Genomic DNA, 25,157 nt, shown 5'->3' with positions numbered 1-25,157 from the left:
CCTAATGAAATGATGTTAAAGCTCCTTCGGGAGCTTTAATTGTTTATGAATCATGATTTTAATTGGGGATTAGGAATAATTATTTATCTTTGCCGAAATTTGGTGAGCCCTAAAAAGCTCTTAAAAGGGAATCCGGTGAGAATCCGGAACAGACCCGCTGCTGTAAGCTCCACACCAAAGTTTTTGAAAAATATATCCACTGTTTTTTAATGGGAAGGATTTCAAAAATGGAGTAAGTCAGAAGACCTGCCAGACAATAATCGTTTGACGCTTTCGTGGAATAAAGCTTAGGACATCAATGATTTTGTGCAGTGACAGCTGCGCTTTGTCGTTGCTATCTTATATCCATTAGCGTCTTCATGATACTAAATGAGCTAATGGCGGCAAAACTAACTACTTCGGCAATTCAAAAAGCTGTTTTTACCATATTGGTGATCACATCTCAACTTTTGTCTTCCCAAACTAAGAAAAAAGACAGTCTTAAAGAAGAGACCATTAAAGGAATCAATCTTTACAAAAAGAATTTTAAAGAAATCCTTCCTGCGCAAACCCTGCAAGGCGAACAGCTGGAAAGACTGAACGGTCATTCTGTTGCAGATGCACTGCGGTATTTTTCAGGAGTTCAGATCAAAGATTATGGAGGGCTGGGTGGTTTGAAAACCATTAATATTCGAAGTATGGGAAGCCAGCACGTAGGTGTTTTCTATGATGGAATTCAATTAGGAAATGCCCAGAATGGACTGGTAGATTTGGGAAGATATTCTTTGGACGATCTGGAAGAAATATCATTGTATAACGGCCAGAAAAGTGAGATTTTCCAACCGGCAAAAGATTTCGGTTCTTCAGGATCTATTTATTTACAGCCTAAAACCCCAGTATTTAAAGGAAATAGGAAAACCAATCTTGTTATAAGAGCGAAAAGTGCCTCTATTGATCTTTTCAATCCATCATTCAGATTGGAACAGAAGATTTCGGACAGGGTTTCTGCCAGCTTTAGTGGAGAATTTATGCAAAGTGACGGAATTTACAGATTTCGATACGCAAAGAAATATCCTGATGGGCAACAGGCGTATGATACCATTGCAAAGAGACAGGATTCAGATATCAAAGCAAAACGCTTTGAAACTTCTTTAAACGGAACTTTAAATAACGGAAGCTGGAATATCCGTGGATACGGCTATATTTCAGACCGAGGAATGCCCGCACCTATTGTCAATGGACGTTTCGGAGGAAGAGGAGCAAGGCTTTCCGATGAAAATTATTTTGTACAGGCCAATCTGAGAAAAAAACTGTTCCCGAAATTTGAAACACAGCTGAAGGCAAAATTCGCTTACGATTATACCCATTTCATGGATACAGTTCGTTCGCAGTCTATTATTTATACCGATAATACCTATATCCAAAGGGAACTTTATCTTTCTTCATCCAATATCTATTCTATCACTCCCAATTGGGATGTCAGTCTGAGTGGAGATTTTCAGTACAATAATCTGGATGCGAATCTGGATAACTTCTCATATCCTACACGTTACACAACATTGGTTGCATTGGCTACAACGTATCAGTGGAACAGATTCAAAATTCTGGGAAGTCTTTTAGGAACCTTCACATTTGAAGAAGTAAGAAAAAACAAAAGACCGGGAGATGCCAGAGAATGGACACCGGCTGTATTTATGAGCTATCAGCCTGAAATAATCCCAGAGCTTACTCTAAGAGCTTTCTATAAAAGGATTTTTCGACTTCCGACCTTCAATGATTTGTATTATACCAATATCGGAAATACCTACCTGAAACCGGAGTTCACCAATCAGTATGATGTAGGATTTACCTATCAGAAGAATTATAACAACCGTCTTTTTAAAACATTTTATGCTAAAGTAGACGGTTATTACAACAAAGTACAGGACAAAATTGTAGCTGCCCCTAATGGAAGTATGTTCCGATGGCTGATGATGAACCTGGGGATGGTTGAAATTATCGGTGCTGATGTAAATGTACAGACTGAGATGCAACTGGGAAAAGTAACCCTTCGACCGTTGCTTTCTTATACATACCAAAGCGCAAGAGATATGAGTGATTCTGAAGACACTTTCTACCGTAATCAGATTCCTTACACGCCATGGCATAGCGGATCTTTCAGTCTGATGGCAGATTATAAAGACTGGAGTTTCAATTACAGTGCAATGTACGTAGGAGAAAGATATGATGTGAATCAGGATAATATTCAATACAATTATGTTCAGCCTTGGTATACCCATGATCTGTCTGTTCAGAAAAAATTCAACTGGGCGAATCATCAGTTTAAAGTAAGCCTTGAGATGAATAATATTTTCAATCAATACTATGATGTTGTCCTCAATTATCCAATGCCTGGAAGAAACTTTAAACTTATTCTAAACTTCACCCTATGAGAAAACTAAACTTTTATTTTTTATTTCTTGTATTAGCTTTTCTTACGTCATGCCGTACAGATGAAATTATTGTCCGTCAGGAAGTGGTGGAAGGACTTCCCTCAGAAAATACGGCAATAAAAGGCTTCTATATGCTCAATGAAGGGAACATGGGAAGTAATAAATGTACGCTGGATTTTTTTGACTATACCAAAGGAACTTATTACCGGAATATCTATGCGGAAATAAATCCCAATGTGGTAAAAGAGTTGGGAGATGTAGGAAATGATATTAAAGTCTATGGAAGCAAACTTTACATCGTTGTCAATGTTTCCAATAAAATTGAAGTATTGGATGCTAAAACGGCTAAACGTATTACTTCTATTCCGCTGCAAAACTGTAGGTATCTTGCCTTCAAAGACGGAAAAGCATATGCAAGCAGCTATGCAGGCCCAGTAGATATTAACCCTAAAGCACCTAAGGGAAAAGTAGTGGAAATTGATACCGCTTCTCTTTCCATCCAGCGTGAAGTAACAGTAGGATATCAACCCGAAGAAATTGAAATTGTAGGAAACCAGCTTTTTGTTGCCAATTCCGGAGGATATCGTGCTCCCAACTATGATAATACTGTTTCCGTAATAGATTTAAACAGCTTTACAGAGATTAAAAAACTGGATGTAGCCATCAATCTTCATCACCTTAAAAAAGACAATTACGGTGATTTGTATGTAACCTCAAGAGGAGATTATTATAATGTGCCTTCCAGTTTGTATTTAATAGATGCAGCTACAGGAACTGTGAAAAAGAACTTCAATCTTTCCGTGAGTGAAATGACGATCGTCAATGATAAACTCTATTTCTATGGAAATGAATTCAATTATAATACCCACAGCTATAAAAAGAGTTTTGGGATTATTGATGTAAAAACAGAGCAGATCATTGCCAACAGAATTTTTGATAAAGAATATGAAGATGCCATTAAAACACCTTACGGCATAGCAGTAAACCCCATCACTGAAGATATTTACATGACAGATGCCAGAAATTACGTGTCTATGGGATTTGTGTATTGCTTTGATAAAAACGGACACTTTAAATGGAAAACGGAAGGCGGAAATATCCCAGCCCACTTCGCTTTTTTATACAAATAACCAAACTTTAAGAAATGAACAGAAATACCTTTACTTATTTAAAAATCGGATTTTTATCATGCTTCCTCGTAGGAGTGATAGCTTGTAAACATGACGATGAAGATGAATTTACATTCAACGGTCTGGATGATTCTTACTCTATTGAGCGTTTCAAAGTGTTGAGTATTCCTACCAATGCATCAGGATCAGTTGTATGGAGTATTAATGATTCCATTATTTCTCAAAATTCAGAACTTGAATTTATCAGCCCGAAAGCAGATGCTTATCCTTTGACTTTAAAGATCAGCAATAAAGGAAACGAGCAGGTTTTTCATTCTAAAATAATCGTTACCAAAGAAAAAACACCTTACAGTAAATATATTTCCAAAGTACTGGAGTTCCGTCCTGCTGTTGGACAGTTCATGAACGAAATTCCGGAATATTTACCAGGGAATACTGCTGCGAATATGCTTCAGAAAGCCAATGAATCGTTGGTGGGAGGAAATTCTACCATGATAAGTCTTGGAGGATATGGCGGATATGTCGTTTTCGGTTTTGATCATACTATTCCCAATCTGAATGGGCGTGATTTTAAAGTATTGGGAAATGCATTCTTTGGAAATGATGCTGCAGATCAACGCTCAGGGTCTTGTGAGCCAGGGATCATTATGGTAGCCTACGACCGAAACAAAAACGGAAAACCTGATAATGATGAATGGTACGAAATTGCAGGCAGTGAATATTTCAAAAATACCACTGTAAAAGATTACAGCATTACTTATTATAAACCCAACGAAAATAAAACACCAGTAGCCGGAACCGAATTCTGGCAGACTGATGTAGAATATATCAAATGGAACGATAATCTGGGAAATCAAGGATTTAAAACAAAAAATACTTTCCACGTACAAAGTTATTATCCTTTGTGGTTCACAGATCCTTCTTACAGTTTTTCAGGAACCAGACTGGCAAATAATTTCTTCGATCAGAGCGGGGACGGATCCTATTGGGTAGGGAAATCCTACGAGTTTGGTTATGCAGATAATGCCCCGAATACTGATGCGGCTTCCAATATTGATATTTCATGGGCGGTAGACAGAAGCGGAAAATATGTGAAACTTCCCGGAGTTGATTTTATGAAAATATATACAGGAGTCAATCAGGAAGCTGGCTGGCTAGGTGAAGTCTCTACCGAAGTGGCAGGAGCTTACGATTTACATTTCAAATAATAATACAATCTATTTAAATTAATAAAAAATGAAAAAGTTTTATCTTTTTATGATGCTTTTTCTGTTTGCATGCGTATCGAATGCACAGATAAAAGTTCAAGGTGTACCCAGAAATGATATTTCAGGGATCAGCCAGCTTAATACCACTACCATCAGTTTTTCTGATATTCAGTATTGGGTAGGATCAGGAGCCAATCAGGCTGCTTTTGTAGTACAGTGGAACGACAGCAAAAATCCTGACGCCATGGTTTGGGGATTCAAATGGGACGGAAATGCTACTGGAGAAGACATGCTGAAAGCTATTGCTAAAGCTGATCACAGATTATATACATTGCTGTATCAGGGAACTCAGTTTGGATCAGCGGTTGGTGGAATTGGTTTTGATCTTAACGGACAAAATACCAATGCATTGATTAAAAGCGGAAATACCACTTATCCGTTATATCCGGTAAATGGTTTTGTCAATACAACAGCTTATGATTTTGACAGCTATACGATTGTAGATGCTGCCAACGATCAATGGCAGTCTGGATGGACAGTGAACGGATATTGGTCGTATTGGGTAAAGAATCCTGCTGATGCAGATTTCGGATATTCTAGCGTTGGAGCTTCTTCACGTGTATTGGAAAACGGTTCATGGGATGTTTGGAACTTTAATGTAGGATTTAGTCAAACTCCTATTTCTTCAACCATCACTCCTGTTTCTCCATATGTGGCTTCCAATAACTTTACCAATGGATATTTCATGGTAAACGAAGAATGGTTTGGTCATACCAACGGCTCTGTGAATTTCATTGATAATAACGGACAGATTAACTATCGTGTGTACAGTAATGCCAACAATAATCAGGCTTTCGGAGCCACTACACAGTATGGAACAATCTATGGAGATAAATTCTATTTTGTGTCAAAGCAGGCTGCCGATGGAGGAGATACTCAGTATACTCCTGGAGGAAGACTTGTAGTAGCTAATGCTCAGACGATGCAGAAGATTGCAGGTTTCAACAACATTGGAGGAGGTGACGGAAGATCTTTTGTGGGAGTAAATGAGCACAAAGGATACATTGGTACTTCTACCGGAATTGTTCTTTTTAATATCGACAATTTACAGGTAGGAACTCTTATTGCCGGAACAGGTGGAAACGGACAGATCGGAAACATGATCCGTACTTCACAATATGTATTTGCGGTGAAACAGGGAGCTGGAATTTTAGTGATCGACCCTAATACAGATACGGTAGTAAGCACCATCGCAGGAGGTTTCTATTCCGTAGCTCAGGCTAAAGACGGAAGTGTATGGGGAATTCAGGATCAAAAGCTGATCAGCATTAATCCTACTACTTTTGCTACACAGGTTTACAATATTCCAACAACAAAATATATCGGAGATTGGGGAGCATGGAATGCAGGTAGGTTTTCAGCAAGCAACAAAGAAAATGCTTTATACTGGATCAATTCAATCAGCAGCTGGAGTTCAGGAACACAAATCGTAAGATTTGATGTAACTACAAAAACATTCAACGAAAATTTTGCCGCCATTCCTGGGCAGACAGGACAGTTTAAGCAGATTCCTTACGGTGCTGCACTTCGTGTAAACCCTATTACCGGAGAATTGGTTCTGAATACAACGGAAAGCGGATATGGAGCACACTATCAGAAAAACTGGATTCATACTTATGATATGACCGGAGCGCTTATCAATACGAAAACTCTTAATGATTATTATTGGTTTCCTTCATTAGCGGTATTCACGAATAATTCAGTTCCTGTTGTGAGTAACGTTTTACCATCACAGGTTACAGCAGGAAGTATCACAGCGATTGATTTGAAATTAATAGTTTCTGATGCTGATAATATGGCTGTTTCTGTAGTGAAATCTGTAAAGTCGAACAGTAATCCTACAGCCGTTTCTGTTGCGATCAATAATAATGATGAGCTTGTTTTGACACCGCTTACTTCAGGAACATCTGATATTGTTATCAGTTTTAACTCCAATGGTAAATTGGCAGAAAAGACCATTACGGTAAATAGTACAGCTTCTACTTTAGCTACTGCTGAGGTGAAAAAACTGGAATTCGGTATTTATCCAAACCCGGTTGTTGATATCCTTACCATCAAAACACAGGAAAAAATCCAGAATGTTTCTATGTATGACGCTTCAGGAAGAGTTGTTAATGTACAGCTGAACAACGGACAGATTAATGTAAGTGCACTGCCAAAAGGTATTTATATTTTAAAAGCCGTTACAGACAAAACTGTATATCAGCAAAAAGTAATCAAAAATTAACACTATTGTAGATAGTAATCTTGTTAATCTAATCCTGACCAAAGCTGGTCAGGATTTTTTTATGATTTGAAAGAGAAGTTTTTGAATCATGATTAGCTCTGAATTAATCTTATAAAAAACCCGGCAAGCCTGAAAGGCTTGCCGGGTTCGATTTGTTATGTCTCTTTTTTATTTGATGATCACTTTTTTAGAGTATATTTTTCCTTCTTTTGTCTGAAGTTTCATAATGTATACTCCTTGTGGCTGTTTGGTATCAAAACTATTCGATGTCAGCTTAGAACGGAATACCTCTTTTCCGGAAGTGTTCGTTAAAGTAACTTCAGAACCTTCTGCTGCAACATTTTTGTCAAGAGTAAACAGTCCGTCCTGGCTGTGAGCCATAAAATTGATGAATGGATCTTTGTACTGATAAGCATAGTATATTCTAAGCTCCCCGCCAATATTCAATAATCCAGAGTTCACATTGATCTTGATACGGTCAAAAGGAATGTTCATGGTCATTTCAATTTCACCTTTACTTGGATCTGTTCCTCCAAGAGTAATAAGTTTTGTGGCAAGGCTTGTGTAATCGTTATTGGAAACATCACCATTAAATGTCTCAATAGATGCACCTCCCAATACCTGAGCAGATAGAGGAGTTCCGTTTGATCCAATGGCAAGAACAAGCTTATTCGTGTTGTTAGCGATGTTAGTAGTAGGGAAGATCAATGTCTGTTCTGTTCTCGCCAGCAATCCTACCGATACCTGAAGAGTAGAGTAATCATTTTCGTTACTTCCTACGGCATTTTGAGGATTCAATACTCCACAACCTATGCATAATCCCAATACCTGATTGGTTTGGCTGCTTGCATACGTCTTTACAATCTGTGCAAAAGACATTGTACTTGTTAAAAATAGGGATGATGCCAAAATAGCAGCTTTCATAGTGCGTTGGCTAAGTAATAAATAAGTTTTCATATGTCGAAAATTTTGGACTTTAGCTTTGTGTAAATTTATAAATAAAATGATTATGTTGCTTATTTTATTTCATTTTTGTATGATTTGTTAATAGTTATTTGATATTTGTGATTATTAATTTATTTTTATTTAATGAAATATTTTTTCTATTTCTCTGAAAACAAATACAAAAAATACGGCAGACTTACATAAGTCTACCGTATTAATTGATCTATTATTTAATTATTTGATGATAATCTTTTTGGAATATGTTTTTCCTTCTTTGGTCTGTACATTCATAATATAAACCCCTTCCGGCTGTTTAGATTCAAATGTATTGGATTTTACCACAGAACGGAACACTTCTTTTCCTGAAGTATTGTATAGCGTAATCTCCGAACCTTCTACAGGAACATTTCCTCCAAGAGTAACCTGACCATTCTGACTGTGGGCCATAATGTTTGCCAATGGATCCTGGTAAGCATAATAAATTCTGAATCCGCCGCCAAGGCTTAGTACACCTCCGGTTAAGCCAATTCTTATTCCGTCATAAGGTTTTGCGGGCTTGAATTCTACTGTTCCTCTGTTAGGTGTTGCTCCAAGTTTAAGAAGGCTTACATCTATTGTTCTGCGGTCGTCATTAGAAACTCCTCCATTCATGGTTTCAAGAGTTACTCCACTTAATAATTGTACAGATAAAGGAATGTTATCTGTTCCTATTCCTACAACAAGTCTTGTGTCTGATCTCAGGTCAGGGAAAATAAGAGTTTGTTGAATTCCGCCTAGTAAAGCAGTTCCCAATACCATTGTTGAATAATCATCTTCGTTAAACCCGACGGCATTCAAAGGATTGTCTATACGGCATCCCAGACATGCTACTCCAAATACACCAGAGCTTTGAGCATGTGCATAAATTCTGTTTTGTGCAAAAGATAAAGTGCTTGCTGAAAATAGAAATAAAGCCATTAATCCGGCTTTAAAAGAGAATCGGTTTCCCAAAAGTAAATTAGTTTTCATGTTATACATTTTTTGAATGAATAGTTTTAGTCAAATTTAATGATTAAAAGGAGAAGTAGGAAATAATATTTCTATTATTGGTGATATTTTTAATGAAATTTAATATGTCCATTATAATAACCAATATTATTTCTTCTTATGAAATGTGGATTCTAGGTAGCTAAAAGGATTTATAGCTATAATTGACAAGAATGTCTTTTATTATAATTGTTAAGCGTAATTTAATCAGAGATTATAAAAGAAAAGAAATCCTGATTGATGTGGGTGGGATCAAAGAGTTGAAATTGCTGAGAAAATATTTCCCAAATAGAAGGTCTAGAAACGAAAAAAGGACTTTCGAAAAAGTCCTTTTGTAGCCCGTAGGGGAATCGAACCCCTCTTACCAGAATGAAAATCTGAGGTCCTAACCGATAGACGAACGGGCCCTCTATCTTCCATTACCGAAGTAATGTGTTAGCTTTTGTTTTTATAAGTATCAGCTCTTATTGTAGCCCGTAGGGGAATCGAACCCCTCTTACCAGAATGAAAATCTGAGGTCCTAACCGATAGACGAACGGGCCGGTTAGATTTATTTGAATATAGCTTTTTCTACTGTGATCTTTATAAAACCACCGTTGTTACAGTGGTCTTATAAGATGTAAGTAGCCCGTAGGGGAATCGAACCCCTCTTACCAGAATGAAAATCTGAGGTCCTAACCGATAGACGAACGGGCCAGCTATATTATTACGCTAATTTATTAACGTGCTTTGTCAATTTGCTTTTCAAGTTAGCAGCTTTGTTCTTGTGGATAATATTTTTCTTAGCTAATTTATCCAATAAAGCGATAACTTTTGGCAGTTGTTCTGTAGCAGCAGCTTTGTTCTCTTCATTTCTTAAAGCTTTTAAAGCTGTTCTAGCAGTCTTGTGGTAATATCTGTTACGAAGTCTTCTAGTTTCGTTTTGTCTGATTCTCTTTAGTGCTGATTTATGATTTGCCATATCGTTTAAATGTGAGTGCAAAACTATAAACTTTTTTTAAAACTACCAAATTTATTTTCAAAAATTTTAATTTTCTTCTGAAAGGTACTTTCTAAGCTTATCTATTGCTTGTTCTATTTTTAAATTTTCCTGTTCTTTATCTATTTTTTTGATCGTATTTCCTAGCATGATCAGTGCGTTGTTCCATTCCCCAGTCGTGTTGGTGAAAGTAAGTTCATCAATTGTTACTTCAAAAGCAACCCTTTCTCCAGTCCTGTAAAGCCTGAAACTGATTTTATCATCTTTGCCTGTAATCCCGTCTTCATTGATTTTTAAATCATAACTTTTTGGGTTAGAGTGGATTTTCTTAAAAAGCAATTGAGCTTCTTGTATTTTTAAATCCGGCATGATATAAAATTTGATAGCCTGTAGACAACTACAAACATGATTAATAAATAACTTTTTTCATCTGTGTCACCATATTTGAGTGACCAATTATGGTTAAAAATTTTTGCAAATATAATGCTTTTGTAAGATATAATGAAATGGAACTGCCTTTAAAATGATTTTAAAATTTGGAATGAAAATATTGAAATAAAATAAAAATAACATGTCAACTTTTGACGCTTTACAGATGTAGATTTGTAGTATTGATAACAAAAGTTTTAATAATTAATAAAAAAACTATTTTTACAACTTTAAATAAAAACAATCAAATGAAAAACAAATTTATTTTACGATTATCATTACTGCTAATCTTAACAATCCTTTTATGCTCATGTCGGAGTGAGGATTTTCTAAACGATGAAAAAGGAGGAGAGCAAAAATACAAGGTTTCCGTTCTCAACAAAGAGCAGATTGACAAAGAAAAACCACTATTAAAGGAACTCTCACAGGTAAAATCTAAGTTCAGATATAAAGCGAATGTCGGTATTGATGGAAAAGCTGCCCAAAATGACATCTTAGATGGAGCTATTATTGGAACAAATCAAGCTTTACTAGTCGAAAGTAACGGAGTAAAAACCTATACTTTTCCTGTTTCCAGAACCTATCTCAGCCGTAAAACAGAAAACCTGATTGTAAAGGAAAATGCAGACCATACTTTTTCTGGGGTTTTGATACAGTATGATTTGACCAAAGAACAACAACAGAAATTTATTTCAGGAGAAACAACAGACATCAAGTCAAAGATAAGTATTTATGACATTGATAAATTGAATATCAACAGTACTTCAAGAGTTCAGACCGATGTTGTAGGTTGCTATAAAATTACTTGGGAAACAGGCTGGTGTTCGGCAGGGATACATCAGACAGGGAGTGACAATACCTGTACAGTTGGTGGTGCACCTGCTCCAATGATATTATCCATAGAGCAGACCTGTTCGCAAACAGGTGGCGGTGGTGGCACTGGCGGGGGAACAGGTGACGGAGGACTAGGACAAATCGGAACAGGAGGAGTTATTGATTTGGGAGGATATTATAACACTCTTCCGTTTGTTTCTTTAGGGTATCAGTATTATGAAACCGAAGACCCGTTTGACCCGAATTATGTTCATTATACCAATGTAGCCAACTACTTTCAATCATTAGGAAATACCTTAAACCAATTGAGAGCAACCAATCCCGATTTATTTTACTATACTTTTTTCTATTTTAAAGATAAAGGGATTACTATAAAAAGTAAATCTTTTATAACAGAGCGATTAACAGGATTAAATGCATGGTATGTTAAAGCCAATAGCAATCCCGAAGCTTCTGAAATGAATAATCAATACTTTTTGAACTGGGCTTTTGAGTATTTGGTGTTAAATCCCGATATTAAATGGCAGGATTTTTATAATGAGTATCTGGCTACACCATGTGAGAAAACCAGCATAATGCTTAATAGACCAAATGTACAACAAGGCATTACCAATGTAAAAGCACAGGCACAACAAACTCTCAGCAATACGAACACAGGAGAAATTGGTTTTAAGGAGAAAAAAGATGGAACAGTGGTGCCAGCAGACGTAAACTCGGCTCATCAAGTAGTATTCAATGATACAACGGATGGGTATGGAGGATACCACAATCATACAGCATCGGGAAAACACATGTTTTCACCTCATGATATTGTGGATACCTTATTTGGATTTGCAGCAGCTCAAAGTGTAAATGATGGTGTGGGAAATGCATATTTTGGAATGATAGCAGCAGAATGGTGTAATAATTGCCCTGGTGGAAAAAAAGAAATACATTATGTGATACGTTATGCAGGGACAGGGACAGAATTAGGAAATTTTGTATATTCACCTGCGAAAATGAAACAATTTTTAATTGATTATCAAAAGACAGCAGGTGATTTAAGTGACCCATACATAAATGGGACAGTTTACGTTAATAGCTCAGGCGATTTAAATGAAAAAGGATTAGAAAAATTATTTTTTGATACATTGACAAATATAGGAATTGACAACAAAGTACTCCTTCAGCGTGTAGAGCCTAACGGAACAGTATATAATGTAACAAAAGATAGTTTTGGCTCAATTACAGCAACACCATGTCAATAAAATTAACCTTAAAAATAATAAAAAAATGAAAACAATATATTTAAAAGCCTTACTCACATGTTTAATGATTAACACATTATCATGTTCCGCACAAACTCTTCCTCTAAACACTCCATTTGCCAGCATCCCCAATGGTGCATATATAAAAGATACAAATAATGAATTAACGCCTTACATTGGCACTTACAAAGGCAGTTTCGATGGTAAAGAAATCACATTGTTTATTTCTAAACAAGAAAATAAATTAGAGAAAAGTACTCAAAAAAACTATTATATGGACGCTTTAATAGTAAAGTACGTTGTTAAAAATTCTTCAGGAACAATTTTACAAGACACACAAAATAATAGCTCAGACATTGAATTTTATAGTTTTAAAATGAGATCTGCAAAAAATGCCTTGGAGTTTATTTATACTGGTACAAATTGTCATGTTGGATGGGGGAGTATTTATTTGAAAAAATTAAATGTGACACAAGTGTCCTGGGAATATCGTCCAAATGATATTACAACCACAGAAAGTAAATGTCCTTCAACTTTGGATACTACTATTTATCTTCCTGAAACCAAAGATTTAATATTTACAAAACAATAATGAAAAAGACTGTCTTAACGGCAGTCTTTTTCACAATGATGGAATATGAAAACAAAATATAACAAAATAGCAATAACTCTAATCTTATTTTTAAGTCTTATATATTGTAAAGCTCAACAGACATTCCCATTATTAACATCAATCGATAATATTCCTAATTTATCACACTTAAAAGATACAAATAATGAACTTCAATCCTTTACAGGCACATACTCAGCTTCATATAATGGAAATCAAATCACTCTTTATATTTCTAAAGAAAATGATAAGTTATTTGATTTTGGAGATAAACAAATTTATATAGATGCTCTCACCATACGCTACACTGTTAAAAATTCATTGGGGGTAATTCTTCAAGACACTCAAAATAAAGTGTTTAATACTGATTTATTACATACAATTTACAGTCAATGGGTTACAGAAAATGGAACTAAGGCATTATTTAACTATGCGGGTACAAATTGTCATGTTGGATGGGGTAAAATAATATTAAAAAAAGTCAATACTACACAACTTTCCTGGGAATATCGTCCAAATGATATTACAACCACAGAAAGTAAATGTCCTTCAACTTTGGACACAACCATTTATCTTCCTGAAACAAAAGATTTGATTTTTACCAAACAGTAATTACACTCAATATTTTCAACTAATAATGATTGGTTCTACCACAGACAGGTAAAGCCAATCATTTTGATTTTAAGACACTTTCATCATTACTATTGTGCAGTCGCAAACAGGCTTATTTTAGCCTGTTTTTTGTTTCCCCAATCGACCAACTCCTTTTTTTCAGATAAAGAAAGAATTTCAAGGGGGTTCAACGCCTGAGAGCAGGGAAATATTTCCAAGCCGATTTCAAGAATCAAAAAGATAACGAAAGGAAAGAAAAATTTTAGAGATCAAAAAAGATTTTCGAAATTCGCCTTGTACAAAGCGTGTATGAGCGTTCTTTTAAAATTTCGTGGAGATTCCGTTGACTTTTAGGTTTGAAAAATCCCTGAACTTTGTATTGATCAGGGATTGAGGGGTGTAGTTTAGTAGCCTATAGGTTAAATAATAGGCTAAAATTGTAAGCGTAAATTTTTCTCAAAAATCAATTCAATCAATCTTTTCTTGCTTTTCACTTCTTTTATTTGACACTCTCCTCGTACACTTTTTGTCGAAGTCTCGTAGACTTTCCGTGAACTTTTCGTGAACTTTTTTTCACATGAAAAATCCAATGCTTTCAAAAGAAAGTGTTCAAGCCCTTGCGAAATGCTGTAAAGCGAAAAAAATCAGAGATGCTACACAAGCTGCCAAGGGTTGCACATAATTGAATGCAAACTTACAACAAAGGAATAAAATAATTCAAAAAAAAAATTACATTATGTCAGTAAGCTATCGTGAAATTAAATTGAAAGACAACAAGAGAGTGACTCTTGAATTTGATTTAAACCTGAACGGCAAAAGAAGAATGTTCAGACCTAAGATCACGTATGTAGAAAATCCAAAGACGGCAGAAGAACGTCAGGAAAAAAAAGAAAAGCGCCAATTGGCAGATAAGATGAGAGCAAGGCTTGAGGTTGACGAGCTGTATGCAACCAATATGCTCGACAAAGGTTTTCAGTGCAACAAAGACTTCTTTGAATATTGCGATGAATTTATTGAAAGAAAAGCACCTCACTGTGAAATGCGTACTTACAGAGCAATGGTTGAAAAGCTCAAGACGTTCAACAAAAGAAAAAAACTGTTTTGTTCCGATATTGACGAAGAATTTTTGGTCTCCTTCAAAGATTATCTGAATACAACCCTGAATGGGAGTACCCCCTTCAACTACTTCAAAAAGCTGAAAAGAATTATCAAAGAAGCAACAATTGCCAAACATTTCAAAGTTGATCCTTCTCAGCACATAAAGAATCTAAAGGGAATTTCCGCTGAAAAAGACATTTTGACATTGGAAGAAACCATATCATTGTCAGAAACACACTGCTCCAATGACAACGTAAAAAGGGCATTTCTTTTCAGTTGCTTGACAGGACTGAGATTTTGCGATGTCAAAGCACTTGTATGGAGTAGCATAGGTAGGGACAATGTTTTGACAGTTGTTCAAATCAAAACCAAAGAAAAACTGGTAATGCCTCTTCATCCCAATGCCGTTGAATTACTGGGTAAACGAAAAAAATCAGGAGAATCCCTTGTTTTTGACCTGCCTACTCATACAGGCTGTTTGAAAATTCTTAGAAAATGGACATCCGATGCAGAAATTGACAAGCACATTACTTGGCACTGTTCAAGACACACTTTTGCAACCTCATTGGTTTTTGAAGAAGTCGGAATCAATACCGTTTCTTCGTTGCTTGGTCATAAAGACCTCAAACAAACTCAAATTTATGTCCGCACTGCTGAATTGTCAAAAACCAATGCAATTAATAAGCTTCCAGACATATTTGTAAACAGTACCAATAGAGCGAACAAACAAAGCCGAATCAATGGGAAATAACAAATTTTCATGATATTTCAGAAATGGCTTTTGTGATGAAGACTTGAAATCTCTTTGGAAGCAATCAAATTTTTTGTTGATTATATGCAATCGTGCAAAATTTTTCTCTCTGTCAATCAATTCAAAATTTTTCTTGACTTTTGTTTCTTTTATTTGACCTAGTTCTTTTGTGAATTTTTTTGATGAAGTTTTACATGACTTTTGTTGGTGTTTTTTGGAGTTAAAATTAGTTAATTATGGTATGTAAATAGTTAAAATATCATAATATTCAAGGATTTAGTTAAAATAACCCCTCAAAGAAACGACATCGAAGTTATCCTAAATGTAAGCGCTTACACAAATGAGTAATTAATTTCAAAAAAAGGACAACATTATGTCAGTAACATACAGAAAAATCTTATCAAAAGACAAGAAGAGGTACACGATTGAATTTGACTACAACCTGAACGGTATAAGAAGAGTGTTCAGAAAACCCAAAATCACATATCTTGCCACTCCAAGAACAGCCCAAGAGCGTCAGGATAAAAAAAATAAGCTTCTATTGGCAGACAAAGTAAAAGCGAAAATGGAAATTGATGAGCTGTATGCTTTCAATATGATAGAGAGAAATTTTCAGTGGAATAAAGATTTTCTTGAATTCTTTGAAGATTTCATAGAGAGAAAAGTTCAAACCTCTGAAAAGAGAACCTACTGTGCAATGCTAAAAAAATTCAAACGCTATGTTGGAAGAAACAAGCTTCCTTGCAGTGATATTGACGAGGAGTTCTTGTTGGGGTTCAAAGATTATCTTGATTTGGAACTATCAGGTGTTTCTGCCTACAATTATTTCAAAAAGCTGAAAAGAGTCATCAAAGAAGCGACTATTGCTAGGTATTTCAGAACAAATCCAATGGCTGAAATTGTAAACAGCAAAGGAAAATCAAAAGAAAAAGAAACTCTGGTATTTGAAGAGGTCAAAGCTTTATTGGAAACAGAGTGCCGAAATGAAGAAATCAAAACAGCCTTTCTGTTCTGCTGTTATACAGGTATTCGTTTTTGTGATGTTCAGACATTGACATGGAATAACATAAAAAATAATAATACCTTAGACCTTGTACAACTCAAAACCAAAGAACGCTTAACAATGGATCTTCACCAAGATGCTGTCAGACTTTTGGAAATCTCCAAAAGACAGAACAATGACAAGCTTGTTTTTCAATTGCCGACTAGTACCACCTGTCTGAAAGTGTTGCGGGAATGGGTTGCAAAGGCAGGAATCAATAAGCATATCACTTGGCACTGTTCAAGGCATACCTTTGCTACACTTTTAAACCACCAGAATCAAAATATCACCACGATTTCCAAGCTGTTGGGTCACAAAAGCCTGAAAGAAACAGAAATCTACATAAGAGTGGCAGAAAACGCAAAATCAAAAGCTGTCAAAAGTCTTCGCTCAATGTTTAAATAATACCATATATATAATGAAACAACAAGAACAACCTACCAACAACAAATTCTATGATATTTTAGTTGAAATCAGAAATCTTATGCTTTTGAAAAAAGAAATCCTCAATATTGACGAGGTTGCTTTGTACACAGGATTTGAAAAATCCTACCTGTACAAACTGACAAGCAGGAGAGCCATTCCGCACTACAAAACCCCTGGAGGAAAAAGTGTATTTTTCAAAAGGGAAGAAATCAATGACTGGCTTACTCAGATCAAAATACAAACTGATGATGAAATTGAGAATGAGGCTACTTTAATAAATCAACGGATCAAACGGAAATAGAAGAGGACAACCCAACTTCAAAACAAAAGTTGGGTTTTCAAAACAAAAGAATTTTTAAATAATCTGACCTATCTCCTTTCTGAAATCAGAATTTCATTTTTTGAAATTCTCTGAAAAAATTTACAGACCTCACTTTTTGGGTGAAAATAGATAAAAAGCGTACTAAATTTCTGATAAAAGAAAGATAGGTAGGTATTAATACAATTGGCAAAAAAAAATGACAGACACAGTGAAATTTATTTTGTTGCCCTCATATACGAAAGAGGGCTGGAATGTGGATGAAATCAAATCGAAACTCGAACCTTTTGAGAAGTTTCACAGAATTGGTTTTAAACCTGACGGCTTTATAAAAAATATGGCAATTTGGGTTAATGAGAGGAAAATAGTTGTTGAAGGAAGTATTGCCAAATACTGGCAGAAAAATAATGTTGAAAATTTTGATTGGAGAAATTTTAGAAAAGCTATTGATTTGCTTTCCTATGAATTGGGTGTACCATTGGAGAATGGAAAAATTATTAGGCTTGATATTGGTGTAAATATTGGCTTGAATCAGGAAGTTGTTGATTATTTTCCTGAGTTGCAACGTTTGGAATTTTTTCAGCGAAATACTGCCAGAGAAACAACACTTCGGTATCAGGGAAATAGTGTTGGGATTAATTATCTATTGTATGACAAACTGTCTGAGTTTAGAAGCAGGGAGAAACTAATTGATGATGATTTGAGCTTTTTAACTGATGAAAAGCACTTGATGCGAATTGAAATGCAGATGCAATCAAGAATTTCTGATATTTTGGGTATAAAAGATGTTAGAATTTATAATTTGTTTGAGGAAGAAACTTGTAAGCATATTTTGAGACTTTGGTATGATACATACTTTGATATTGAGAAAGAGGCTTTGTTGATCTATCCAGAAAGGTTGAAAGGTTTGCCAGGGTTTGACAAATTTATGCGGAGATATATAGTACAGACAATGGGCTGGGAACGATTGGATTTTTTGATGAAACAAGGAGTGAAGAAAAAATGTATTTATTCGAGTGATAAATCAAAAAGGCTTAAGTTGTTTAAAGATGCAATGTTGGATAATTTCAGCTTTGAATTTGAACAACATACCAAGGAACTGAGCCACAAAGTGAAAGTTGCCTATGTTGAAGGCTTGAAACAGATTTTCAAAATGCCGAAAACAGCTCAAAAATTAGTCAAGTAGGTCGTTGTTGACCTACTTTGTGCTTTTTAAAAGAAATCAAAGAGAATCAAAGAAAAAATGTCAAATTTTAGATTTTCTCTTCATCAGGAAAAGGTAGGTCTGGGAAAAAATCTTTGATTGAACAATTAAATTCAACTGCAATCGTGTTTAAATGATTGATATTATATTTTGAAGAATGATTAGGGGTTTCAATTTGACCAATGAAGCCTTTTGTTGTTTCTAAAAATAGGGCAATTTCTTCCTGAGAAATTCCTTTTTGAATACGAATTTCCTTCACTTTATCAATTACAAACTGCTCAATTCTCGTCTTTTTTTGCTTCTTCATGATAAACAACTTGGTAAAAGTCAAGAATTTGTGTTAGTTTTGCGATTAGTAATAACTAAGAAAATGAATAAAATTTATGCTATTTTCTTCCTTTTATTGAGTTTGACAACTTTCTGCCAACAGATAAAAGGACAAGAACAAGAAAAACTGGAACAATGGATTTTCCCAGTCAAAAACAATTTCCTGAGACTGAAATCCAAAACAAATTCAGCGGATTTTTTCAGGATCAACTATTTCAAAATTTCAAATAAGCTTGTCGGAATAACCCTTGAAATCGGTTTCATGAACTCAGAACCAAGTGCCAAACTCTTTGAGATCGGGAATGATGAAATTTCATTGATTAAGCTGAAAGAAGGTGCTTCAATTGATTCAGGAGGGGAAGAATACAGCTTCGGAAAAGATAATGTTTATTTCAAGCTCCCTACCCCAATAGGAACAACCAAATGGAGCTATGCAGATGATAGCGGAACAATTTATTATGGTCTGTGTTATTGGAAAACAGGAAAAGGAAAACTCCTTGTCATTGAACGTCAAATTGCAGGAAGACAACAATTTTCTGAAAAAACAGTTGAATACTATTCTAAGGATAAGGGATTGGTAAAACAGGAAAATATCAACATAAAAACAGGCAAACTCACAGAATCCTACGCTGTTGAAGAATCAGGATTTGATTCTCAAATGGATATTCAGGATTTTCCTTTGTCTGATTCTCTGGAACTGACCGAAAAAGACAAGTCTTCTCAGTCAAAAGAACAATCAAATATTTCTGAAACAAAGAAAGATAATCTTACAGATATGGAGAGGTTGAATGCTGAATATTTGGAAAAATATGGGCGTTCATTGGATGACTACGAAAGAATGTTTAAACATTTACCAAAAAGGGAAATCAAAAAAGTCAAGGTATATGATTTCAGAATAGGGCGACATAAAATTGTCAATGTGCTTTGGTTTCCCCGAGAAGAAGCCATAAATAGACAGAAATATCTTGACGGAAAACACCGAAGTTCAATATTTAAATGATGAAAAATACAAATCAAATATTTCATTGCTTGTTCTTGTTACTTATTTTATCCTGTAACAAAAAGCAATCAAAACAAAATGTTGAAAAAGTGTACTCTGAAAGAATTGAAGATTGGATTCTACCTCAAAGAGATAACTTTCTTTGGTTTGACTACAAATTTTATGATAAAGGCGGAGTTGATTTTGAAATGAAGAGAAAAGTATACTATATCAAATCAGATAGTTCAAATTTTGGGACATTAGAAGCTGTCTTTATGAATAATATGTTTGTTTCAGGAGAACAATTTTTGTTTCGGACAAGTGAAAAAGACAAGTGTGTTTATTTGTTGAAGTCAAAAAAAAGCCTTACAAAATCATCTCAAACAAAAGAGTATGAAAGTCTAATATATTTTCAGTTTCCTGCTGATAGTGATACTCTTCGATGGAGTTACTCAAAAAATGACGGAATATTTAACTGCTCCTCCTTTTGGCTTTTGAAAGAAGGAAAAGAAAAAGAATTGGTTGTTGTGAGGGAAGCATTTCTCAATGATGGCTCAAGAGAACGTTTTGAAAAAGACATTGAATACTACCAAAAACACAAGGGATTGGTTAAAATCAGCATGTTCGGTTCAAAAGATAACTTGATAATGACACAAAATGTTTCCAAAAGAGGATTTGACCCTGACGCCAAATCAAATAGTTTTTCTTGGGCAACAAGCCAAAATAAATTTTCTAATGAACGGAAAGAGTCTCTTGCATTTTTGAAAGAGTTCGATGGAAAATATTCTTATGAGGTCAAATTGTTGGAAAATTCTGTTTTGAAGGGTAGACTTATCAATTTGTTGGGAAATGAAAAATACAATTTTATGAAAGAAACTTGGGGAGTTGAAGGAGGAATAATTGTTGAAAATAGCATGTTTAATGCCTCAGGTTGTGAGCAACATAATTGTGATATGACAAATTTCATCATTGCTGTTGATTTTCGTAAAGATTTACTGTACGTGGGGTATAGGGTCGATGGAGAAGTTCAATTATTTGGAGAAGACAACAATTACCCTAATGAATTGATGGAATTTGAAAAGCAATATTAAAAGATTATACACTATGAAAACAATGTCATTATTTTTGATTTCTGTTTCAATGCTCTCCTGTTCCAAAAGAACAACAGTAGAGCAGGTTGATTATGATTTAAAAGGAATGCTTGAAAACAAGGTAGAAGTTCAGAGTCTTGAAATTAGTAAAATCTCTCCTTTTTCTGAAAACGGACATGAATTAGACAGCATTTACTTTGACTGTGACCTTTTGTTTACCGATGATTTATTTTCAGAAGATTTCAAATTCAACAAAGGAATGAATATATCAGCTCAAAACAACGTGTTTATTTACAATAAATCAAACAGGTTGGTAGGCTTGAAGTTCGGAAGAACAATATTGAAATAAATTTTATTGTCGTAGTTCTACTACAATTTTTGAGATTTAACAAAAAGTATTGCAATTGGCATAATATTTTTATCTAACTTCCGTGATATAATACCAAAAACACACAAATATATAATGAAAAAAATAACTCAAATTCTGAGAAGATTTCCGAGAATCATATTGCAGGCATCAACCGTGTGGTGAAGCTTGATATTGTGATTGAAGGGAAGTCAATCAGTCATTTTAAGCACTTTCGTTTACAGCAAAGTGCCAGAAAACATCATTACTTTGAGCTTACCTTAGCACATGATTCTCTTGATAAAGTACAGAACCATAATTTAGAACAAGCACAGCAGTTTCTAGGAAAACGTCTGACAGTTACTTTTAAATACAAAGATGCTGAAAATGAAAGCCCCGAAAGAACATTTGTTGGTGTAGTTACAAAAGTGGCATTCAGCCAGGAACAAATGAGTTTAGGCAATATTGTTCTGAAAGGATATAGTCCAACAATTTTGATGGATTCAGCTCCCCATACCCAAAGTTTTGGAGGGAATCAATCTGTAAACACAGCTATCATTGCTGATAGGATTTTGAAAGAAGCATTGGGAACAAATAAATTTGATTTCAGAGTAGCAACTCAGAACAAAAGTTACATTAATTACAGTTCACAATATTGCGAAACACATTATAATTATCTTGCAAGATTAGCAGAAGCTTACGGAGAACAGTTTTTCTATGATGGTGAAATTCTTCATTTTGGAAAACTCCCCCCATCTGAAAAGCCTATTCAACTTGTTTATGGAAGTAATGTTACAGATATACAGGTAGAATTAAAAGCAGTTCATACAAAACCTGAATACTTTGGGTACAATTGCAGCAGCCATGCAAAAATGCTGGGTTCTGATGAAAAAATTAGACACTTAGGAGACTTGTCTCAGAAAGCATACGAATTGAATGATAATATATTCAAAACAAGGTCACTTACTCCTACTCCCATCAATGCCAATATGTTTTTGGATGTTGATGATTCTCAAAAGAGTGCAAGAGGAAGTAAAGCAGTAGAGGTTTTTACGGTTTCAGGAAATACAACTGTTCCTTTCCTATTTGTTGGTTGTGTAGCTGATATAGACATGAGGAAACAGGACAGTAACCAAACTTCCCACTTCACAACCCTGATGATGACAGAGGTAAAGCATGAAGTTGATGCGAGAGGTTATTATACAGGAAGTTTTGAAGCAATAGCTGAGGGGACAGGATTTATGCCTAAACCTGATTTTGTGATGCCTAAAGCAGAACCGCAAATTGCAACTGTCATATCTAATGTTGACCCGTTAAATCAAGGAAGAGTGCAGGTGAGGTTTGATTGGCAATTGAATGACACTACTCACTTTATCAGAATGATGAGTCCTGATGCGGGAGGAACAGATGCTATAAGCCAAAACAGAGGATTTGTTGCAGTTCCTGAGATTGGGGATCAGGTTATGGTTGGATTTGAATATCATAATCCAGATTTCCCTTTTGCAATGGGCGGAATGTTTCATGGAGGTGTGGGATTGGGAGGTGGTATGGATAATCGTATAAAATCCCTACAGACCAGAAGTGGTCATAGACTTGTTTTCACAGAGGATGAAAGTATCTTATTGACTGATAAAAGTGGTAATGAATTACGGTTTGATACAGAGGGAAGCAACATCTATATTACAGCCCCTGAAACTATTACTATAAAATCAAAGAACCTGAAGTTTGATATTGAAGAGAACATCGAGACCAAAGCAGGTAAGAATATGGATACCAATGTCGGACAAAACATTAAGATTATTGCCAAGCAAGAGATTAGCCAAGACAGTGGTAAGAAAACTATTATCAATGCTGGAACCAATACTGAAATATCAGCAAAAGCTCATTTAGACCTTTATGGGAAAGAAAAATTCATAGGTTATACAGATGGACAGACAGAGTTCGGAGCAAAAGACAGAATGCATGTATATGGTTCAAACTCATTATTGACTGCTAAAGAAAAGATTGAGTACAAAGCCCCACAAATGAATAAGCTTCCTCAAAATGGTGAGTTTGAGTATACAAGAGAGAAACAAATAGCATCAATGTACTGGGCTTATGAAGAGGAAAATACTTCTCTGATGGATGATTCCAAGTTTTTTGTAGATATGAATCTGATTGTCCAGACAAGAAACTATGAAGAGGGAGAAAGTATTGATGTTACTATAAAGTCTGATGATGGTGAACCATTAGCAGAAGGACTTAATGAATTAACCTTATCAGGAACAGTTGACAGAGATGGAATAGTAATCTTTAAAGAACCTTTAAAGTCTCATACCCTTGAACTTATGAAAGAAGAAGAAATAGAATCAGAAAATACATAAATACACTATCATGAATATTAATAATTTTATACCAACATTACTTGAACAACGGAGAGGCATAATTGCAACAAGTGGAAATCAACAGACAAGACCAATTCAGGTTTTAAGACCGAGTTGGAGAGATATGATTAAAAATTATCCAGATACATCTATTGATGTTGTTACTTTATATAATGATATAGGAAATAAATTAATAAATCATTATAATGATCCTAAAACGAGAAGTAGTTGGGAAAACACTTGTGCATTTAGAATGAGTAAGGGGTTGAACTATAGTGGATTTAAATTACCATATAATAATTCAAAATATAGAGCAAAAGGAGGAGAAGGAGGAGTTCATATAGGAGATGATAAATTGAACTATTGGTATAGAGTACGGGAGTTAGCTCAATATCTAGCTGAACACTTAGGAACGCCAGAAATTGATATAAAATTAGATAAGATTGAAATGCCAGTTAATTTGAGAAAGAAAAGTAATCTTACACAATCAGAATGGACACAAGTGTGGAATAGTAAAAAAAAGATTTCACAAGCTGAGTGGTCTAGGATTAATAATACTAAAGGAATAATAACTTTTGATGTATCTGGTTGGAACAATGCTTCAGGTCATTTTACGTTATGGGATAAGCAACATTTAATATACCCTGGCGGGGCAGAACATGATGATCCTACAAGTTCAAAGTATTATTTTCACATGCTTTATCCAACAATAAATAGAAAGGGTGAGTTAGATTTTGTACAAACAAATAGAATAAGATTATGGGAGCTAAAATAAAATTTCTATTATTCATACTTCCAATTGGAGTATTTAGCCAAAATAAAGTTGCTAATTTGAAAAAATTAGCTTTCAATTACTGCTTAGTAGGTAATTATTCTGCTATTGATTCTACATTTTACAATAAATTCAAAGATGCTTCTGCAGCTCAAATTTCAATAGATGGCAACTTTTTTGAAAATGAAGAACTAACTAATAAAATTAATAGTTTTACTACAACCCAAACATCGAAATACTATTCTCGAGGTAATAATCTACATTTTGAATCTGGTGATAAAAATATAATATTTTGTGATTGTTTTAGTTTCTATGAATCGAAAGAATTAGACAGTTACATAAGAAAGCTAATTGGAGTAACGCCAAAAAAGAAAACAAAAAAATGACAATATGCCCCAACACATCACTGATACCACCCAGCTAAAATGTGACAAAGGAGCTTCGCCAACTCCACTCACAGTAACTAGTCAGTCCTTTATGAGTATTGATGGAAAGTTACAAGCTACGGAAGAAGACAAACAGCCTAATGTAAACATTAAACCTTTTGGTGTATGTAGTGTTTTAAGGTCTTCCTGTACGCCTTCACCCGTCAAATGGGAGAATACCTCTGATTTTGAAATTGAAGGCAAAAAAGAGCTATTAGATAGCTCTACGTGCCAATGTTCAGTTGGAGGTAAGATATCGGCTGTAAAATCTGCTCAAAATTTTGTGGAAGAATAAA

23 protein-coding genes, 3 tRNA genes and 1 riboswitch are annotated in these 25,157 nt (G+C 34.9%); of the genes, 18 read left to right on the top strand and 8 right to left on the bottom strand.

Features of this window, described 5'->3' with window-relative positions:
- Positions 1-83 precede the first annotated feature (83 nt).
- A riboswitch (cobalamin riboswitch) is annotated at positions 84-269 on the top strand.
- 108 nt (positions 270-377) lie between these two features.
- From BOQ62_RS07795 to BOQ62_RS07780, 4 genes are read left to right on the top strand one after another with little or no spacing between them, the layout of a single operon-like run.
- Positions 378-2,411 (top strand): TonB-dependent receptor plug domain-containing protein, encoded by a 2,034-nt coding sequence (locus BOQ62_RS07795; protein WP_129038441.1) that lies wholly within the window; start codon positions 378-380, stop codon positions 2,409-2,411.
- On the top strand, positions 2,408-3,541 hold the full coding sequence (locus BOQ62_RS07790) for a YncE family protein (protein ID WP_129038439.1): 1,134 nt from the start codon (positions 2,408-2,410) through the stop codon (positions 3,539-3,541). The genes BOQ62_RS07795 and BOQ62_RS07790 overlap by 4 nt, the downstream gene beginning before the upstream one ends.
- Before the next feature lie 14 nt (positions 3,542-3,555).
- Positions 3,556-4,749, top strand: a complete 1,194-nt coding sequence (locus BOQ62_RS07785; RefSeq protein WP_129038437.1) for a cell surface protein — start codon at positions 3,556-3,558, stop codon at positions 4,747-4,749.
- A gap of 28 nt (positions 4,750-4,777) precedes the next feature.
- The gene (locus BOQ62_RS07780; RefSeq protein ID WP_129038435.1) at positions 4,778-7,036 is read left to right on the top strand and encodes a DUF5074 domain-containing protein; all 2,259 of its coding nucleotides are present in this window, start codon (positions 4,778-4,780) and stop codon (positions 7,034-7,036) included.
- 168 nt (positions 7,037-7,204) lie between these two features.
- Here BOQ62_RS07780 and BOQ62_RS07775 read toward each other — a convergent pair whose 3' ends face one another.
- The 7 genes from BOQ62_RS07775 to BOQ62_RS07745 all read right to left on the bottom strand — a co-directional run bounded on the left by BOQ62_RS07775 (position 7,205) and on the right by BOQ62_RS07745 (position 10,355).
- Positions 7,205-7,993 (bottom strand): T9SS type A sorting domain-containing protein, encoded by a 789-nt coding sequence (locus BOQ62_RS07775; protein WP_129038433.1) that lies wholly within the window; start codon positions 7,991-7,993, stop codon positions 7,205-7,207.
- A gap of 222 nt (positions 7,994-8,215) precedes the next feature.
- Positions 8,216-8,989: a T9SS type A sorting domain-containing protein gene (locus BOQ62_RS07770; protein WP_164976705.1), complete on the bottom strand. Its 774-nt coding sequence runs from the start codon at positions 8,987-8,989 to the stop codon at positions 8,216-8,218.
- Positions 8,990-9,342: 353 nt separating this feature from the next.
- Positions 9,343-9,414 (bottom strand) — tRNA-Glu (locus BOQ62_RS07765).
- A 63-nt stretch (positions 9,415-9,477) separates the two neighbouring features.
- Positions 9,478-9,549: transfer RNA gene (locus BOQ62_RS07760), tRNA-Glu, on the bottom strand.
- Positions 9,550-9,631: 82 nt separating this feature from the next.
- Positions 9,632-9,703, bottom strand: a tRNA-Glu gene (locus tag BOQ62_RS07755).
- A gap of 10 nt (positions 9,704-9,713) precedes the next feature.
- Positions 9,714-9,968, bottom strand: a complete 255-nt coding sequence (rpsT, locus tag BOQ62_RS07750) for a 30S ribosomal protein S20 (protein WP_002983073.1) — start codon at positions 9,966-9,968, stop codon at positions 9,714-9,716.
- A 66-nt stretch (positions 9,969-10,034) separates the two neighbouring features.
- On the bottom strand, positions 10,035-10,355 hold the full coding sequence (locus BOQ62_RS07745; RefSeq protein WP_089692725.1) for a hypothetical protein: 321 nt from the start codon (positions 10,353-10,355) through the stop codon (positions 10,035-10,037).
- Between the two features lie 308 nt (positions 10,356-10,663).
- Here BOQ62_RS07745 and BOQ62_RS07740 point away from each other — a divergent pair, with 308 nt between their 5' ends.
- From BOQ62_RS07740 to BOQ62_RS07710, 7 genes are all read left to right on the top strand, one after another.
- Entirely contained in the window at positions 10,664-12,496 is a 1,833-nt protein-coding gene (locus tag BOQ62_RS07740; protein WP_129038429.1) for a hypothetical protein, read from the top strand.
- Positions 12,497-12,521: 25 nt separating this feature from the next.
- Positions 12,522-13,088: a DUF6705 family protein gene (locus BOQ62_RS07735; protein WP_129038428.1), complete on the top strand. Its 567-nt coding sequence runs from the start codon at positions 12,522-12,524 to the stop codon at positions 13,086-13,088.
- Positions 13,089-13,133: 45 nt separating this feature from the next.
- Entirely contained in the window at positions 13,134-13,718 is a 585-nt protein-coding gene (locus BOQ62_RS07730; RefSeq protein WP_129038426.1) for a DUF6705 family protein, read from the top strand.
- A gap of 736 nt (positions 13,719-14,454) precedes the next feature.
- Positions 14,455-15,567: a site-specific integrase gene (locus BOQ62_RS07725; RefSeq protein WP_129038424.1), complete on the top strand. Its 1,113-nt coding sequence runs from the start codon at positions 14,455-14,457 to the stop codon at positions 15,565-15,567.
- 373 nt (positions 15,568-15,940) lie between these two features.
- Complete coding sequence (locus tag BOQ62_RS07720) at positions 15,941-17,014, top strand: site-specific integrase (RefSeq protein WP_129038422.1); 1,074 nt, start codon at positions 15,941-15,943, stop codon at positions 17,012-17,014.
- A 13-nt stretch (positions 17,015-17,027) separates the two neighbouring features.
- Positions 17,028-17,336, top strand: a complete 309-nt coding sequence (locus BOQ62_RS07715) for a helix-turn-helix transcriptional regulator (RefSeq protein WP_129038419.1) — start codon at positions 17,028-17,030, stop codon at positions 17,334-17,336.
- 217 nt (positions 17,337-17,553) lie between these two features.
- Complete coding sequence (locus BOQ62_RS07710; protein ID WP_129038418.1) at positions 17,554-18,540, top strand: hypothetical protein; 987 nt, start codon at positions 17,554-17,556, stop codon at positions 18,538-18,540.
- Between the two features lie 67 nt (positions 18,541-18,607).
- Here the strand turns inward: BOQ62_RS07710 and BOQ62_RS07705 are convergent, their stop codons facing one another.
- The gene (locus BOQ62_RS07705) at positions 18,608-18,865 is read right to left on the bottom strand and encodes a helix-turn-helix domain-containing protein (RefSeq protein WP_129038416.1); all 258 of its coding nucleotides are present in this window, start codon (positions 18,863-18,865) and stop codon (positions 18,608-18,610) included.
- A 63-nt stretch (positions 18,866-18,928) separates the two neighbouring features.
- On the opposite strand from BOQ62_RS07705, the gene BOQ62_RS07700 reads away from it, so the two are divergent.
- The 7 genes from BOQ62_RS07700 (at position 18,929) to BOQ62_RS07670 (ending at position 25,156) form a co-directional block, all read left to right on the top strand.
- Positions 18,929-19,885, top strand: a complete 957-nt coding sequence (locus tag BOQ62_RS07700; protein ID WP_129038415.1) for a hypothetical protein — start codon at positions 18,929-18,931, stop codon at positions 19,883-19,885.
- Complete coding sequence (locus BOQ62_RS07695) at positions 19,882-20,955, top strand: hypothetical protein (protein WP_129038413.1); 1,074 nt, start codon at positions 19,882-19,884, stop codon at positions 20,953-20,955. Before BOQ62_RS07700 ends, BOQ62_RS07695 begins: the two co-directional genes overlap by 4 nt.
- Before the next feature lie 13 nt (positions 20,956-20,968).
- Positions 20,969-21,304, top strand: coding sequence for a hypothetical protein (locus tag BOQ62_RS07690; protein WP_129038412.1), 336 nt, complete (start codon positions 20,969-20,971; stop codon positions 21,302-21,304).
- Between the two features lie 179 nt (positions 21,305-21,483).
- Positions 21,484-23,664, top strand: a complete 2,181-nt coding sequence (locus tag BOQ62_RS07685; protein WP_317127364.1) for a type VI secretion system Vgr family protein — start codon at positions 21,484-21,486, stop codon at positions 23,662-23,664.
- 10 nt (positions 23,665-23,674) lie between these two features.
- Complete coding sequence (locus BOQ62_RS07680; protein WP_129038408.1) at positions 23,675-24,439, top strand: T6SS effector amidase Tae4 family protein; 765 nt, start codon at positions 23,675-23,677, stop codon at positions 24,437-24,439.
- Positions 24,424-24,822 (top strand): hypothetical protein, encoded by a 399-nt coding sequence (locus BOQ62_RS07675; protein ID WP_129038406.1) that lies wholly within the window; start codon positions 24,424-24,426, stop codon positions 24,820-24,822. Before BOQ62_RS07680 ends, BOQ62_RS07675 begins: the two co-directional genes overlap by 16 nt.
- Before the next feature lie 4 nt (positions 24,823-24,826).
- Positions 24,827-25,156 (top strand): DUF4280 domain-containing protein, encoded by a 330-nt coding sequence (locus BOQ62_RS07670; RefSeq protein WP_129038404.1) that lies wholly within the window; start codon positions 24,827-24,829, stop codon positions 25,154-25,156.
- Position 25,157: the final 1 nt, after the last annotated feature.

It is taken from the genome of Chryseobacterium sp. CH21 (assembly GCF_004119445.1).
Taxonomy (GTDB): domain Bacteria; phylum Bacteroidota; class Bacteroidia; order Flavobacteriales; family Weeksellaceae; genus Chryseobacterium.
Note: the sequence above shows the minus strand (reverse complement) of the source record. Positions and strands in the feature narration are given on the sequence as shown.